18 protein-coding genes and 1 pseudogene are annotated in these 14867 nt (G+C 35.2%); 16 read left to right on the top strand and 3 right to left on the bottom strand.

The features are described 5' to 3' along the window. Positions 1-28 precede the first annotated feature (28 nt). From rpmD to carA, 11 genes and pseudogenes are all read left to right on the top strand, one after another. Positions 29-211 (top strand): 50S ribosomal protein L30, encoded by a 183-nt coding sequence (rpmD, locus tag RMN97_RS03125; protein ID WP_136151647.1) that lies wholly within the window; start codon positions 29-31, stop codon positions 209-211. A gap of 11 nt (positions 212-222) precedes the next feature. Then, positions 223-675, top strand: coding sequence for a 50S ribosomal protein L15 (rplO, locus tag RMN97_RS03130; protein ID WP_309613069.1), 453 nt, complete (start codon positions 223-225; stop codon positions 673-675). A 10-nt stretch (positions 676-685) separates the two neighbouring features. Continuing rightward, positions 686-2029, top strand: coding sequence for a preprotein translocase subunit SecY (gene secY / locus RMN97_RS03135; RefSeq protein WP_309613070.1), 1344 nt, complete (start codon positions 686-688; stop codon positions 2027-2029). A 5-nt stretch (positions 2030-2034) separates the two neighbouring features. Then, positions 2035-2250 (top strand): translation initiation factor IF-1, encoded by a 216-nt coding sequence (gene infA / locus RMN97_RS03140; protein WP_026714631.1) that lies wholly within the window; start codon positions 2035-2037, stop codon positions 2248-2250. Positions 2251-2261: 11 nt separating this feature from the next. Beyond that, a complete protein-coding gene (gene ykgO / locus RMN97_RS03145) occupies positions 2262-2378 on the top strand; it encodes a type B 50S ribosomal protein L36 (RefSeq protein WP_081932050.1) in 117 nt (38 codons plus the stop codon). 2 nt (positions 2379-2380) lie between these two features. Next, positions 2381-2755 (top strand): 30S ribosomal protein S13, encoded by a 375-nt coding sequence (gene rpsM / locus RMN97_RS03150; RefSeq protein WP_264520636.1) that lies wholly within the window; start codon positions 2381-2383, stop codon positions 2753-2755. An 8-nt stretch (positions 2756-2763) separates the two neighbouring features. Further along, positions 2764-3147 (top strand): 30S ribosomal protein S11, encoded by a 384-nt coding sequence (gene rpsK / locus RMN97_RS03155; protein ID WP_290284611.1) that lies wholly within the window; start codon positions 2764-2766, stop codon positions 3145-3147. Positions 3148-3227: 80 nt separating this feature from the next. Further along, complete coding sequence (gene rpsD / locus RMN97_RS03160; RefSeq protein ID WP_309613071.1) at positions 3228-3833, top strand: 30S ribosomal protein S4; 606 nt, start codon at positions 3228-3230, stop codon at positions 3831-3833. Positions 3834-3854: 21 nt separating this feature from the next. Beyond that, on the top strand, positions 3855-4847 hold the full coding sequence (locus RMN97_RS03165; protein WP_293874825.1) for a DNA-directed RNA polymerase subunit alpha: 993 nt from the start codon (positions 3855-3857) through the stop codon (positions 4845-4847). A gap of 62 nt (positions 4848-4909) precedes the next feature. Further along, positions 4910-5371 (top strand): annotated as a pseudogene (gene rplQ / locus RMN97_RS03170) (50S ribosomal protein L17); the annotation flags it as partial. Between the two features lie 592 nt (positions 5372-5963). After that, a complete protein-coding gene (gene carA / locus RMN97_RS03175; RefSeq protein WP_309613072.1) occupies positions 5964-7085 on the top strand; it encodes a glutamine-hydrolyzing carbamoyl-phosphate synthase small subunit in 1122 nt (373 codons plus the stop codon). Between the two features lie 37 nt (positions 7086-7122). Here the strand turns inward: carA and RMN97_RS03180 are convergent, their stop codons facing one another. Continuing rightward, the gene (locus tag RMN97_RS03180) at positions 7123-8175 is read right to left on the bottom strand and encodes a hypothetical protein (protein WP_309613073.1); all 1053 of its coding nucleotides are present in this window, start codon (positions 8173-8175) and stop codon (positions 7123-7125) included. A 219-nt stretch (positions 8176-8394) separates the two neighbouring features. On the opposite strand from RMN97_RS03180, the gene eno reads away from it, so the two are divergent. Next, the gene (eno, locus tag RMN97_RS03185; RefSeq protein ID WP_309613074.1) at positions 8395-9687 is read left to right on the top strand and encodes a phosphopyruvate hydratase; all 1293 of its coding nucleotides are present in this window, start codon (positions 8395-8397) and stop codon (positions 9685-9687) included. Positions 9688-9750: 63 nt separating this feature from the next. Here the strand turns inward: eno and RMN97_RS03190 are convergent, their stop codons facing one another. After that, positions 9751-10029: a type II toxin-antitoxin system RelE/ParE family toxin gene (locus tag RMN97_RS03190; RefSeq protein WP_309613075.1), complete on the bottom strand. Its 279-nt coding sequence runs from the start codon at positions 10027-10029 to the stop codon at positions 9751-9753. Further along, positions 10019-10252: a hypothetical protein gene (locus tag RMN97_RS03195; RefSeq protein WP_309613076.1), complete on the bottom strand. Its 234-nt coding sequence runs from the start codon at positions 10250-10252 to the stop codon at positions 10019-10021. Before RMN97_RS03195 ends, RMN97_RS03190 begins: the two co-directional genes overlap by 11 nt. 115 nt (positions 10253-10367) lie before the next feature. Between RMN97_RS03195 and guaA the strand changes: the two genes are divergently transcribed. The 4 genes from guaA (at position 10368) to RMN97_RS03215 (ending at position 14780) form a co-directional block, all read left to right on the top strand. Next, positions 10368-11897: a glutamine-hydrolyzing GMP synthase gene (gene guaA, locus RMN97_RS03200; protein ID WP_309613077.1), complete on the top strand. Its 1530-nt coding sequence runs from the start codon at positions 10368-10370 to the stop codon at positions 11895-11897. 96 nt (positions 11898-11993) lie between these two features. Next, positions 11994-14045: a LysM peptidoglycan-binding domain-containing protein gene (locus RMN97_RS03205; protein ID WP_309613078.1), complete on the top strand. Its 2052-nt coding sequence runs from the start codon at positions 11994-11996 to the stop codon at positions 14043-14045. Further along, positions 14045-14449 carry an OsmC family protein gene (locus RMN97_RS03210; RefSeq protein ID WP_309613079.1) on the top strand — a complete coding sequence of 135 codons (405 nt, stop codon included), beginning with the start codon at positions 14045-14047 and terminating at the stop codon, positions 14447-14449. Before RMN97_RS03205 ends, RMN97_RS03210 begins: the two co-directional genes overlap by 1 nt. A 94-nt stretch (positions 14450-14543) precedes the next feature. Next, complete coding sequence (locus tag RMN97_RS03215; RefSeq protein ID WP_236400998.1) at positions 14544-14780, top strand: DUF3820 family protein; 237 nt, start codon at positions 14544-14546, stop codon at positions 14778-14780. Positions 14781-14867 lie beyond the last annotated feature (87 nt).

The following is a 14867-nucleotide window of genomic DNA, read 5'->3' on the forward strand; positions in this document are numbered from 1 at the left end:
AGTTTTTAAAGGTTAATTCAAGGAAATTATGGCTAAATTATTAGTAAAACAAGTTAGAAGCAAAATCAATTGTCCGCTTACACAAAAAAGAGGATTAGAGGCTTTGGGTCTTCGTAAAATGGGACAAACTGTGGAGCATGATTCAAATCCTGCAATCCTTGGAATGATAAATAAAGTTAAACACTTAGTTTCCGTAGAGGAAGTTAAATAACAAATACAGTTATGAATTTAAGTAACTTACAACCTGCTGAAGGTTCTACACACAATCAAAATAAGAGATTAGGTAGAGGAGAAGGTTCTGGAAAAGGTGGTACTTCTGCAAGAGGTCACAAAGGAGCTAAGTCTCGTTCTGGTTATTCTAAAAAGATTGGTTTTGAAGGAGGTCAAATGCCACTACAAAGACGTGTGCCTAAGTTTGGTTTCACAAACGTTAATCGTAAAGAATATCAAGGAGTAAATCTTGACAATCTTCAATTATTAGTTGATAACGGAATTGTTACCGATACTGTAGATTTTACAGTATTTGTTGAAAATCGTTTGGCTACTAAAAATGAAATGGTTAAAATTCTTGGTAGAGGAGAATTAAAAACAAAATTAAAAGTAACAGCCCATAAATTTACGGCTACTGCTAAAGCGGCGATTGAAGCTGCTGGTGGAGAAGCTGTAACCTTATAATTATAGAACAATGAAGAAATTTTTTGAATCATTTATAAATGTTTGGAAAATAGAAGAACTAAAGAACAGAATTGTTTTGACTCTTTTGTTACTTTTAGTTTATAGATTTGGTGCGCACGTTACGCTTCCTGGTATTGATGCTACACAATTGACTAGTCTTGCAGGGCAAACAGATAAAGGTATCGGTTCGATACTTGATATGTTTACCGGTGGAGCTTTCTCAAAAGCGTCAGTATTTGCCTTAGGTATCATGCCATACATTTCTGCTTCAATTGTTGTTCAATTAATGGGTATTGCCATTCCATATTTGCAAAAACTGCAAAAAGATGGTGAAAGTGGTAGAAAGAAATTAAATCAAATTACGAGATGGTTAACCATCGCAATTACTTTAGTTCAGGGTCCTGGTTACATTTATAACTTATACAGAACTCTACCAAGTAGTGCATTCCTTTTAGGATTTGATTCGTTCTCTTTCTTATTTTCATCCGTTTTAATTTTAACTACAGGGACTATTTTCGCCATGTGGTTAGGAGAAAAAATCACCGATAAGGGAATTGGAAATGGTATTTCACTATTAATTATGGTAGGTATTCTTGCTAGATTGCCACAAGCATTATTTCAGGAATTTACTTCAAAAGTTACCAATAATAATGGTGGACCAATGTTGTTGGTAATTGAAGTTATAGTTTGGTTGCTAGTAATTATTGCTTGTGTACTATTAGTTATGGCAGTTAGAAAAATTCCGGTACAATACGCCCGTCGTACAACAACCGGAGATTTCGAACAGGATATGATGGGTGGAAACAGACAATGGATTCCGTTAAAACTGAATTCTGCCGGAGTAATGCCAATCATCTTTGCCCAGGCAATTATGTTTATACCGGCTGCAGTTGCAGGTCTTTCAAAATCTGAAACATCGCAATCAATCGCAGGAACATTCAGTAATATGTTTGGTTTTTGGTATTGTTTGGTTTTTGCTTTATTGATTGTAATTTTTACATTCTTTTACACGGCAATTACTGTCCCAACAAATAAAATGGCTGATGATTTAAAAAGAAGCGGCGGTTTTATTCCTGGAGTTAAACCCGGAATTGAAACTGGAGACTACTTAGATAGAATCATGTCTCTAATAACATTCCCTGGTGCTCTGTTTCTTGCATTAATAGCTGTGTTCCCAGCAATTGTTGTAGGCTTTGGTGTGCAACAATCTTGGGCAATGTTCTATGGCGGAACTTCACTTATTATTATGGTTGGAGTTGCAATTGACACTATCCAACAAGTAAATTCTTATTTGTTGAATAAACACTATGACGGATTGATGAAAAGTGGTAAAAATAGAAAAGCTGTCGCTTAATATTTATGGCAAAACAATCAGCAATAGAACAAGACGGATCAATAATTGAAGCATTGTCAAATGCGATGTTCCGTGTAGAGTTAGAAAACGGACATGTTGTAATTGCTCATATTTCTGGAAAAATGCGTATGCATTACATTAAATTGTTACCTGGTGACAAAGTAAAACTAGAAATGAGTCCTTACGATTTGTCAAAAGCAAGAATTACTTATAGATACTAAAGATATTCAAAATGAAAGTAAGAACATCAGTTAAAAAAAGAAGTGCCGAGTGCAAGATTGTACGAAGAAAAGGCAGATTATACGTAATCAACAAAAAGAATCCTAGATTTAAACAAAGACAAGGATAGTTATGGCAAGAATAGCAGGGGTAGATATACCTAAAAACAAAAGAGGAGTTATCGCTTTAACCTACATCTTCGGAGTGGGTAAAAGTAGAGCAATTGAGATTTTAGAAAAAGCTCAAGTAAGCCAAGATACAAAAGTTCAAGATTGGAATGATGACGAAATCGGAGCAATCCGTGATGCCGTATCATATTACAAAATTGAAGGGGAACTTCGTTCAGAAGTTTCACTACACATCAAACGTCTAATGGATATTGGATGCTACAGAGGAATTCGTCACAGATCTGGTCTTCCATTAAGAGGACAAAGAACTAAGAACAACTCTAGAACAAGAAAAGGGAAAAGAAAAACTGTTGCTAACAAGAAAAAAGCAACTAAATAATAAGTAATATGGCTAAAGCAACAACAAAAAAACGTAAAGTTATCGTTGAATCAACAGGTGAAGCTCATATTAGTGCAACCTTTAACAACATCATCATTTCGTTAACAAACAAAAAAGGTGAGGTTATTTCTTGGTCTTCAGCAGGTAAAATGGGTTTCAGAGGTTCTAAAAAGAATACTCCGTATGCAGCTCAAATGGCAGCAGAAGATTGCGGTAAAGTAGCATTAGAAGCTGGTCTTAAAAAAGTGAAAGTGTATGTAAAAGGACCAGGTAACGGACGTGAGTCTGCTATCAGATCTATACACAATTCAGGAATTGAAGTAACAGAAATTATTGACGTTACTCCAATGCCACACAACGGATGTCGTCCTCCTAAAAGACGTAGAGTATAATTATAGTATAATCAAGATAGAATAAAGATTATCGGAGGATTCGACCTGAATTCATAATCTCTATCTTAAAACAATTTAAAATGGCAAGATATACTGGTCCAAGTACAAGAATTGCTCGTAAATTTGGCGAAGCAATATTCGGAGAAGACAAAGCCTTCGAAAAAAGAAATTATCCTCCTGGTCAACACGGGATGGCTAAAAAAAGAGGTAAAAAATCTGAGTACGCTGTCCAATTGATGGAAAAGCAAAAAGCTAAATATTCTTATGGAATTTTAGAAAAACAATTCAGAAATTTATTCGAAAAAGCAGCTGCTTCAAAAGGTGTAACTGGTGAAATCCTTTTACAATTATGCGAAGCAAGATTAGATAACGTAGTTTTCAGAATGGGAATCGCTCCATCAAGAAGAGCAGCTCGTCAAATCGTTTCTCACAGACACGTGACCGTGAACGGAGAATTGGTTAACATTCCATCTTATCACTTAAAACCAGGCGATAAAGTTGCTGTTCGTGAAAAATCTAAATCTGTTGAAGCAATTGGTGCATCATTATCAAATTCATCTCACGTATATGAGTGGATTACATGGAATAATGACACTATGGAAGGAACTTTCGTTTCTGTTCCGGCAAGACTTCAAATTCCAGAAAATATTAAAGAGCAGTTAATCGTCGAATTGTACAACAAATAATAATTGACATTAGTCTAAATTATGGCAATATTTAATTTTCAGAAGCCCGATAAAGTTATCATGATCGATTCAACCGATTTTGAAGGTAAGTTTGAATTCAGACCTTTAGAACCAGGATACGGATTGACAGTTGGTAATGCACTTAGAAGAGTTTTACTTTCTGCGTTAGAAGGTTATGCAATTACATCTATCAGAATTGATGGAGTAGAGCATGAGTTTTCAACTATTTCAGGAGTTGTAGAAGATGTGACTGAAATTATCCTAAATCTTAAACAAGTACGTTTCAAACGTCAGATTGAAGATGTAGATAATGAAACAGTTTCTATTTCAATCTCAGGAAAAGATCAAATTACAGCTGGTGATTTCCAAAAATTCATCTCTGGTTTCCAGGTATTGAATCCGGAATTAGTTATCTGTAACCTTGACAGCAAAGTAAATCTTAATATGGAATTAACTATCGAGAAAGGTCGTGGTTATGTTCCTGCAGAAGAGAACAAAAAACAAAACTCCGCCATCGGAACAATATTTACTGACTCCATTTTTACTCCGGTAAAAAATGTGAAGTATGCTATTGAAAACTTTCGTGTGGAGCAAAAAACAGATTATGAAAAATTAGTTTTTGAAATCAAAACTGATGGTTCAATCAATCCAAAAGATGCTTTAACTGAAGCTGCCAAAGTTTTAATTCACCACTTTATGTTATTCTCTGATGAGAGAATCACGCTTGAAGCTGATGAAATTGCTCAAACTGAGTCTTATGATGAGGAATCATTACACATGAGACAATTGCTTAAAACAAAATTGGTTGATATGGATTTATCCGTAAGAGCATTGAATTGTTTGAAAGCTGCAGAAGTTGATACACTTGGAGATCTTGTATCTTTCAACAAAAATGACTTAATGAAGTTCCGTAACTTCGGTAAAAAATCACTAACTGAGTTAGATGAATTGGTTGCCAACAAAAATTTAACATTCGGAATGGATTTAGGTAAATACAAATTAGATAAAGAATAAATTACTTCATATTTTGCTCTCCAAAGAGGATTGCAGCAAGATGAAGGTTAAAAAAACACGTCATGAGACACGGAAAAAAATTCAATCACTTAAGCAGACAGACCGGACATAGAAAAGCTATGTTGGCTAATATGGCTTGTTCTCTTATCGAGCACAAACGTATTAACACTACTGTTGCTAAAGCAAAAGCGCTTAAACAATTCGTTGAGCCACTTATAACAAAATCAAAAGAAGATACAACTCACAATCGTCGTGTATGTTTCTCTTACTTACGTAGCAAATATGCGGTAACTGATTTATTCAGAGACGTAGCTGCAAAAGTTGGTGATCGTCCGGGAGGTTATACTCGTATCATTAAAATGGGTAACCGTTTAGGTGATAATGCGGATATGGCAATGATCGAATTAGTTGACTTCAATGAACTATACAACGGTGGTAAAAAAGAAGAGAAAAAAGGTAGAACTCGTCGTCCTAAAAAAGCGGCTACAACTACTGCAGTTCCAACACCAGCTCCAGTTGTAGAAGAAGTTGCTCCAATAGTTGAAGAAGCTGCTCCAATTGTAGAAGAAGTAGTGGAAACTCCAGTTGCTGAAGTTGAAGCTCCTGCTGCAGAAGTAGAGACTCCAGAAGTTGTTGAAGAAACTCCGGTTGCTGAATTGGAAACTCCAGAGGTTGTTGAGGAAACTCCGGTTGCTGAAGTTGAAACTCCTGAAGTTGTAGAAGAAGCTCCTGCAGTAGCAGAAGTTGAAGACTCGAGCGATAGCGAACAGGCGGAGCAAACTCCAGCTGCTGAAGAAACTCCAGAAGCACCAGCTACTGATGAAGAATCAAAAGAAGAAGAGGCATAATGATTGCCAACTCATAAATATAAAAGGATAAGCAGTTTTGTTTATCCTTTTTTTTTGGAATTTTTTGAAGCTATTTCCCGCTTTCCGTTCCAATCTTTTTATTTTTTTGTCACATCGAGCGCAGTCGAGATGCTTTTCTTAAACAATAAAAAGGATTTCCACTGCAATCGGGGCTAGAAAGGAAACTATTAGAATGTTTATAAACTTTAATAAGTCTTTTGGAAATATTTGGTACTAAATAAATAAATTTGCGCAACACAACTACACTATGCAACACACAACAAAAACAGCTGCAATCTTATTACTAGCCGACGGAACCATCTTTCACGGTAAATCAATTGGAATCTCAGGAAAAACCTTTGGCGAAGTTTGCTTCAACACCGGAATGACAGGTTACCAGGAAATCTTTACTGACCCTTCTTACTTTGGGCAAATTATGGTAGCAACCAATCCACATATTGGAAATTACGGAGTAAACGCTAACGAAGTGGAATCTGAAAAAATAATGATTTCAGGGCTGGTTTGTAAAAACTTTAGCTTTAACCATTCAAGACCTGATTCCGAAAGCAATCTATACGACTATTTCGAAAAACAAAACCTAATTTGCATTTCCGATGTAGACACACGTGCATTAGTAAGTTACATCCGTGATCACGGCGCTCAAAACGCCGTAATCTGTACAGACGGAACAGCAGTAAGCGAACTAAAACAATTATTGGGAAATGTTCCTGATATGAAAGGCTTGGAACTCGCTTCAAAAGTATCTACAACCGAACCGTATTTCTTCGGAAACGAAAATGCAACCTATAAAATCGCCGCACTAGATTTAGGAATCAAAAGAAACATCTTAAGAAATCTGGCTAAACGTGATTGCTACATCAAAGTGTTTCCATACAATGCCTCTTTCGAGGAATTAAAATCTTTTAATGCCGACGGTTACTTTTTATCAAATGGTCCAGGAGATCCGGAACCATTAGAAGGGGTAATTGGTGTTGCCCAGCAATTGATTTCATCTGACAAACCGGTTTTTGGAATTTGTTTAGGGCATCAGATTATTGGTTTGGCTAACGGCGTCTCAACTTATAAGATGTTTAACGGCCACAGGGGAATTAATCATCCGATAATGAATGTCCTGACAGGAAAAGGAGAAATCACTTCGCAAAACCACGGATTTGCAGTCAACAGAGAAGAACTAGAAAAGCATCCCGATTTAGAAATCACACATTATCACATTAACGATAACACGGTAGCAGGAATGCGAATGAAATCCAAAAATGTTTTCTCGGTGCAATACCATCCGGAGGCTAGTCCTGGACCGCATGATTCATCCTATCTTTTTGATGATTTTATTACTCATATAAAAAAGGCGAAAAGCCTACTTGAAGTATAACTTTTCGCCTTTTAATATTAAACTGTATTTACTGGAATTAATCGTTAGAAGCATATTTTTCATAAAGGCTATCAAATTGACTATTGTTTTTTAGGAAAGTACTATTTGTAGTCAACCAGGTATCATACATTTTATCTTTTGTAGTTTGAATATCATTAAAAACTGCATAAAACAAATTCTTTTTGGCATTGTAGTTTTTAACAGTATTGTTATATGTGGTAATACTTTCGCTTGTTTCCGGTTGTTTTGAGTTTTTTAATGTTTGCAGTGCATTGTATTCATCTACATAAGTGTTAAATAAGTCGCTCAATTTTTCTCTTTGACCATCTATAAAATTAGCATATTCAATATTGGCATCATTAAGGGAAGTATCTTTATATTCACTTTTATATTCGCTGGTTTTCACCATAATTTCCTCACGTGTAAATGCAATCATATTCATGCTATCTGAAAATCCTTTTTTATCTTTTGCATTTATTACATAAGTAAGTCTCTCATCCATAACATTCATTTTATAAAACAATATATTTTGATATGCATTGTATTCTAAAATATTTTTGGACATGTTATTTTTGAAATGCATTTTATAACACATAGCAAAACTCCTTTTGTTTAGTTCGTATGTTTTAAGTTCTTGATAATATGCAATAAGATTACTTTCTTTAGTAGCAAGATTTTCACCAATTTGAGGCAGTGATAAAGTGCTTTGGTAATCATAGTCATTTAAAATAAGACTACCATTTTTTAGGCAGTCAATTGTTCTTTGATTTAATTTTATAAAACTGTCTCTCAATAAAGTATTGCCTTCAAATCCTTTATTGGTGGTTGTTAAGATTGTATTAATGTTTTCTAATTTTTCAATAATCCGGATAGCCGTAACTTTAGTTCTTGAATGCAATTGTGATTCAACTATGGAAACAGAATAATCCATAAGGGATTTTTTAACGAATAATTCATTTTTGGCAAAATCATCCATATAAGCTTCTATGGTGCGATAGTTTTGAGAGTGCGAAAAGTTGGGAAGAAGGGAAGCAAAAAGAACCAAACAAATCAATAAAAGTTGATTGTTTTTCGTAGTAGGATTTTTCATGAGGCAAAGTTTTATTTTTTATGTAAAATTAGTTGCAACCTGAAAGGAGAGTGTTACACGATATCTATTTAAACTTATATAATTGTCATAATGGTAGGCAGTTCAACGATTCTTGTAAGCTAAAACGATTGCGTTTATAAGTTCTGCAAATAATTGAACATCTATTTTTTAAATTTCCTAAATTTGTAAACCATTTAAAACCTTTAAACTAAATTCAAAATGAGCATAATTATAAAAGTTCACGCAAGACAAATTCTTGACTCCAGAGGAAATCCAACGATAGAAGTAGATGTAGTGACTGAAAATGGCGTTTTAGGACGCGCTGCAGTTCCTTCCGGAGCTTCTACCGGTGAGCACGAAGCCGTTGAGTTGCGCGATGGTGGAAAAGCCTATATGGGCAAAGGAGTTTCTAAAGCGGTTAAAAACGTTAATACTATTATCGCTCCCGAATTAATGGGCGTTTCAGTATTTGAACAAAATCATATCGATCAATTAATGATTGAATTGGACGCAACTCCAAACAAATCAAACCTTGGTGCTAATGCTATTTTGGGTGTTTCTCTGGCTGCAGCCAAAGCAGCGGCAAACGAATTAGGTTTACCTTTATATAGATACGTTGGCGGAGTTTCTGCTAACACATTACCAGTTCCAATGATGAACATCATCAACGGCGGTTCTCATTCGGATGCGCCGATTGCATTTCAGGAATTTATGATTATGCCGGTAAAAGCAACATCGTTTACTCATGCGATGCAAATGGGAACAGAGATTTTTCACAATCTGAAAAAAGTATTGCATGATAGAAATCTTTCGACTGCTGTAGGTGATGAAGGAGGTTTTGCTCCAAACTTAGCAGGCGGAACCGAAGATGCACTAGATACAATTAAAACAGCTGTAGAAAATGCCGGTTATAAATTTGGTGACGAAGTTATGATTGCGTTAGACTGTGCAGCTTCTGAGTTTTATGTGGATGGAAAATACGATTATACCAAATTTGAAGGCGAAACAGGAAAAATAAGAACATCCAAAGAGCAAGCAGAATATTTAGCGTCATTGGCAACAAACTATCCAATCATTTCTATTGAAGATGGAATGTATGAAGACGATTGGGAAGGTTGGAAATATTTAACTGAATTAATTGGAAACAAAACCCAATTAGTAGGTGACGATTTATTTGTAACCAATGTGGAGCGTTTGTCAACCGGAATTGAAAAAGGAATCGCAAATTCAATTTTGGTAAAAGTAAACCAAATCGGAACGCTAACAGAAACAATCGCAGCAGTAAATATGGCACACAATGCTGGATATACTTCGGTAATGTCACACCGTTCAGGAGAAACAGAAGACAATACGATTGCCGATTTAGCTGTGGCGTTAAACTGCGGACAAATCAAAACCGGTTCGGCTTCGCGTTCCGATAGAATGGCAAAATACAATCAGTTATTGAGAATAGAAGAGGAGTTAGGCGATACCGCTTACTTTCCCGGTGTAAAAGCTTTTAAGCAGAAGTAATTCTTTAAAAATATAGTTGTTTACACCTGACAGGTTTCAAAAATCGGTCAGGTGTTTTTTATTTTAAATAACTTGATGTTTTATGAATCCAAAGACAATAATTATTTGGTTTTTCATATTGATTTTGAATACAATAGTGTAACCCTTAAATATATAATCGCGAATAAGTTCGTCTTCAAAATAGATTGATTTTCTATAGTTGAAAGGTTGTTTTAAGTCTTTGTTTAAGCTTTGTAGTAAATCATTTTTAAATTTTCGAGCGGCACTTGGTTTGTCTTTGGATATATAATCTACTTGGTCGAGTAAGGCATCCACAAATCCGCTTGAAAAATTAATCTTCATAACTTGAAATACGTTTTTCCAGTACTAAATTTAATTCTTCAAAACTGGAATAGGTTGCTGTCCCGTTTTCAATTTTGTTTAATTCTTTGGTCAATGTTTCTTTGTTATGGGCAAAATATGGGTCTTCCTGAATGATTTGCAATTCATCACTCGAAAAGCTTTTCAGTAATTCCAGGATGCGTTCTTTAATTTTAGGCTCAAATTGTATGCGAATAGTTTCCATAACACTTTTATTTAAAACCAAAGTTACTAAAAAATGATATAAGAATAAGTTTATTTTCCTTCTCAAATCTCCAAATTCCATTTTTTATTTTCAATCGAGAATAGTACTTTTGCACATGCAACACAACGTACTTATTTTAGATTTCGGTTCGCAATACACACAACTTATTGCGAGAAGAGTTCGGGAATTAAATATATTCTGCGAAATCTTCCCTTACAATCATTTTCCAACTGATTTATCGTCTTACAAAGCAGTCATCCTTGGTGGAAGCCCTTATTCTGTTCGCTCAGAAGACGCTTTGCAAATTGACTTATCCAATATTCGAGGCAAACTGCCAATACTCGCAGTGTGTTATGGTGCCCAATATTTGGCACATTTTTCAGGTGGAGAAGTAGCTGCTTCCAATATCAGAGAATATGGAAGAGCAAATTTATCCTATATCAAAGAAGGAGAAGCTTTTTTCGAAGATGTAAATCTGAATTCACAGGTTTGGATGAGTCATAGTGACACCATTAAGCATTTACCATCCAATGGTGTGAAATTGGCCAGCACCAAAGATGTCGAAAATGCAGCCTACAAAATTGATGGCGAAACAACTTATGCCATTCAGTTTCACCCCGAAGTGTATCATTCTACCGATGGAAAACAAATCCTTGAGAACTTTTTGGTAAAGATTGCTCACGTTCCTCAAAATTTTACTCCAAATGCTTTTGTAGAAGATTGTGTTAAAGAATTACAGGAAAAAGTAAAAGGAGACAAAGTCGTTCTCGGACTTTCGGGCGGTGTAGATTCAACTGTTGCGGCGGTTTTATTGCACAAAGCTATTGGTAAAAACCTCTATTGTATTTTTGTAAATAATGGTTTGCTTCGTAAAAATGAATTCGAAAACGTTTTGCACCAATACAAAGACATGGGATTGAATGTAAAAGGTGTCGATGCTTCAGCCCGATTTATGAATGCATTAGATGGAGTTGACGATCCGGAAACCAAAAGAAAAGCCATTGGAAATGCTTTTATCGAAGTTTTTGACGAAGAAGCGCACTTAATTGAAGACGTAACTTGGTTGGCTCAAGGCACTATTTATCCCGATGTAATCGAATCGGTTTCAGTAAAAGGCCCATCGGCAACTATCAAATCACACCACAATGTTGGAGGTTTACCCGATTATATGAAACTGAAAATTGTGGAACCTTTGCGCATGTTGTTCAAAGACGAAGTGCGTAGAGTTGGTAAAACATTGGGCATCGACCCAGAACTTTTGGGCAGACATCCATTTCCCGGACCAGGATTATCAATTAGAATTTTGGGTGCCATCACGCCGGAAAAAGTTAGAATTCTGCAGGAAGTTGATGCCGTTTTTATCAACGGATTAAAGGAACACGGATTATACGATAAAGTATGGCAAGCCGGAGCAATTTTACTTCCTGTGAATAGTGTTGGTGTAATGGGAGATGAGCGTACGTATGAAAAGGTAGTTGCGCTGAGAGCTGTAGAATCAACTGATGGAATGACAGCGGATTGGGTTCACTTGCCTTATGAATTTTTGATGAAAATTTCCAACGAAATTATCAATAAAGTAAAAGGTGTGAATAGAGTAGTGTATGATATTAGCTCAAAACCACCCGCAACAATCGAATGGGAATAGTTTTTGTTAACACAAAAAAGTTAATGAAAAAATTAGCAATTTATATTGAGTTTAAAAAGATTTGTTAACTTTAGACGTTAAATAAACATTAAGTAAATGAAAAACCGTATCCTTTTTTCAATATTTCTAACCATATTTTCCTTTGTTTTTACAGTTTCTGCAAAACAAGAAAAATACACGAAACATACCGTTGCCAAAGGAGAAACTATCAATATGATAGCTCAAAAATATAAGGTTACGCCCTATGATATTTATAGTTTAAATCCAGATTCTCAAAACGGAATTCAATTGAACAGCGTGTTATTGATTCCGTCTTCAGCTTCAGTAGTGGTTATCCATTCATCGCAAAACAAACCACAAAGTAATAATTCAAATTCACATTTAGTACAACCCAAAGAAACATTATATAGCATTTCAAAACAATATGGTGTTACTGTTGACGCAATAAAAGCGGCCAATGGAGATTTACTAAGCAATGGTTTGAAGATTGGACAGAATATTAAAATCCCTGCTTCAGGTAGCGGTCAAAATGTTGCCGTTTCTAAACCTGCCGAAGCTCCAAAAGTAGTTGCTCCAGTAGTTTCAAAACCAGTCGTTGTAAAAGTAATTCCAAAGGTTGAAACACCAAAAGGAGAAACCACGTATCACATCATTGAACCCAAAGAAACAAAATATGGTATTTCTAAAAAGTACGGAATGACCATTCCCGAATTAGAACGCTTAAATCCTCAAATTGTTTCTGAATTTCCAATTGGTTTTAAACTTGTGGTTTCAGGCAATGCTGTAAATCAAGCTGTTTTGGAAACGGCTAAACCATCAGTTGAAGCTACAAAGCCTACAGTTGAAATAGCGACAGCTGAAACTCCAAGTACTAAAAAATATTTAGAAGAATATGTGGTTAAACCAAAGGAAACCATTACAACTATTGCTAATGATTATGGAATGTCGGAACAAGAATTGATTTCTTTAAATCCCGAATTGAAAAGAGGAATTAAATTAGGAATGATACTCCGTGTGCCCAAAGGACAGCGGAAAGAACCTGTCAAAAAGGAACAGGGAAATTTATTAAAAACAATCAACACTAATGCGAGGAAACAACTCGCATTACTTTTGCCTTTTAATATTTCAAAAATTGAAAGCGACACTATAAATTCTACGCAAGCAAGATTGAAAAAAGATAAATTTTTGAATTTGACTTTAGATTTCTATTCGGGAGTTTTAATGGCGATTGACTCAGCCAAAGTTTTAGGGATGAATTTCGATATCAAAATTTTAGATTCTCAGGAAACTAAAAATTCTTCGAACGTAGCGGCTTTAGTCCAACAAAATAATCTTCAAAGCATGGATGCTATTGTTGGGCCATTTTACCAAACGAATGTCGAAAAATTAGCAGAACTGCTTGAGCCAACAAAAACTCCGGTTATTTCTCCATTATCGAAAGATGTTGGAAAAAAGTATGCTAATTTGTACCAATCGATGCCATCAACTGAGTTTTTGCGAAGCTCGATTTTTGACTTTATGAAAGCCAAAAGCGGCAACATTATCGCTGTCGTTGACAATAAGAAAGGAAGTGTAAAACAGTACATTCAGGAAATGCAGCCCGATGTTAGGATTGCGGGTTTGAGTGCCAAAGGAACTTTTGTTGCCGATAGTTTAAGAGTCTTGTTCCAGAAAGACAGACTCAATTATGTGGTTTTAGCCTCGGAAAGTACAGGAATGATTTTGGCTACGACATCAGTTATGCTCAACGCGCAAAAAGAGTATCAGGTGCAACTTGTAATTTTAGAACAAAACGACACCTTTGATTTTGATGAAATTTCGTTGACACGGTTAACCAAATTAAAACTTCTCTATCCATCGCTTTCCAGACCAAACGAAACAGATGAAGCCAATCAATTTGATGCGAAATATAAAAAAATAAATAGAATTACACCTAATCAATACGCCATTCGCGGTTTTGATGTAACGTTTGATACCTTACTCCGATTATCGCAGGAAGCAACTTTTGAAGAAACAATTCAGGTTTCACCATCAGAACAAATAGAAAACAAATTTGATTATGTTCAAAATGCAACTTATGGTTATTCCAATAATGGAATTTACTTTTTGTATTACGACAGCGATTTAACTATAAAAGAAGCATTATAATGACCACATCAATCATTAGATATTTAGGAGAATTAAGAACTTCATCCATGCATTTACAATCGGGAACAGAAATTCTGACCGATGCACCAACAGATAATCATGGCAAAGGCGAAGCGTTTTCACCAACAGATATGGTGGCTAATTCTTTGGGAGCTTGTATGATTTCAATTATGGGGATAAAATCAAAAGATTTGGATATAGAATTGAAAGGTTCAACAGCAGAAGTAACCAAAATTATGCAAGCCGAACCCAGAAAAATTGCCAGAATAGAAGTAATTTTAAATATGGCTGTAGCCACTTCTGATAAAAACAAAACCATACTCGAAAGAAGTGCCATGACGTGTCCAGTTTTTTTAAGTTTGCATCCTGATATTGAAAAGGTGATTACTTTTAATTGGAAATAGAAAAAGAAAATAGAGAAGAGAGTATAGAAAATAGATTTCCTCTTTTACGATTAACTGTCTTTATTCTATGTTCTATATTCTTTTTTCTCCTTAAATGAACCCACAACAACAACTTCTCATCAAACTCGCCCATACCAAAATGCCTTTCGGCAAATATGAAGGCTATTATCTTATCGATTTACCTGAGTACTATGTAGTTTGGTACAGTCAGAAAGGTTTTCCAAAAGGACAGCTCGGCGAGCAACTGCAACTCGTTTACGAACTTAAATTAAACGGATTGGAAGAATTGGTTCGGAATATAAAAAAACAATATCCGAAGAAAGATTATTAGACTGCATAGATAATTAGATTCTCAAATTCTTTTTCTAAAAATCTAACGATCTAACAATCTAACAATCCAATTTAAATTGTATTTTTG

Source organism: Flavobacterium sp. (assembly GCF_031381455.1).
Classification (GTDB): domain Bacteria; phylum Bacteroidota; class Bacteroidia; order Flavobacteriales; family Flavobacteriaceae; genus Flavobacterium.

Coding starts and splice junctions, on each gene's coding strand:
- RMN97_RS03215 (WP_236400998.1), top strand. CDS start 14,544: ATGAACCCACAACAACAACTTCTCATCAAACTCGCCCATACCAAAATG.
- secY (WP_309613070.1), top strand. CDS start 686: ATGAAGAAATTTTTTGAATCATTTATAAATGTTTGGAAAATAGAAGAA.
- rpmD (WP_136151647.1), top strand. CDS start 29: ATGGCTAAATTATTAGTAAAACAAGTTAGAAGCAAAATCAATTGTCCG.
- rpsD (WP_309613071.1), top strand. CDS start 3,228: ATGGCAAGATATACTGGTCCAAGTACAAGAATTGCTCGTAAATTTGGC.
- RMN97_RS03205 (WP_309613078.1), top strand. CDS start 11,994: ATGAAAAACCGTATCCTTTTTTCAATATTTCTAACCATATTTTCCTTT.
- RMN97_RS03180 (WP_309613073.1), bottom strand. CDS start 8,175: ATGAAAAATCCTACTACGAAAAACAATCAACTTTTATTGATTTGTTTG.
- rplO (WP_309613069.1), top strand. CDS start 223: ATGAATTTAAGTAACTTACAACCTGCTGAAGGTTCTACACACAATCAA.
- rpsM (WP_264520636.1), top strand. CDS start 2,381: ATGGCAAGAATAGCAGGGGTAGATATACCTAAAAACAAAAGAGGAGTT.
- RMN97_RS03165 (WP_293874825.1), top strand. CDS start 3,855: ATGGCAATATTTAATTTTCAGAAGCCCGATAAAGTTATCATGATCGAT.
- RMN97_RS03210 (WP_309613079.1), top strand. CDS start 14,045: ATGACCACATCAATCATTAGATATTTAGGAGAATTAAGAACTTCATCC.
- guaA (WP_309613077.1), top strand. CDS start 10,368: ATGCAACACAACGTACTTATTTTAGATTTCGGTTCGCAATACACACAA.
- ykgO (WP_081932050.1), top strand. CDS start 2,262: ATGAAAGTAAGAACATCAGTTAAAAAAAGAAGTGCCGAGTGCAAGATT.
- eno (WP_309613074.1), top strand. CDS start 8,395: ATGAGCATAATTATAAAAGTTCACGCAAGACAAATTCTTGACTCCAGA.
- RMN97_RS03190 (WP_309613075.1), bottom strand. CDS start 10,029: ATGAAGATTAATTTTTCAAGCGGATTTGTGGATGCCTTACTCGACCAA.
- RMN97_RS03195 (WP_309613076.1), bottom strand. CDS start 10,252: ATGGAAACTATTCGCATACAATTTGAGCCTAAAATTAAAGAACGCATC.
- infA (WP_026714631.1), top strand. CDS start 2,035: ATGGCAAAACAATCAGCAATAGAACAAGACGGATCAATAATTGAAGCA.
- carA (WP_309613072.1), top strand. CDS start 5,964: ATGCAACACACAACAAAAACAGCTGCAATCTTATTACTAGCCGACGGA.
- rpsK (WP_290284611.1), top strand. CDS start 2,764: ATGGCTAAAGCAACAACAAAAAAACGTAAAGTTATCGTTGAATCAACA.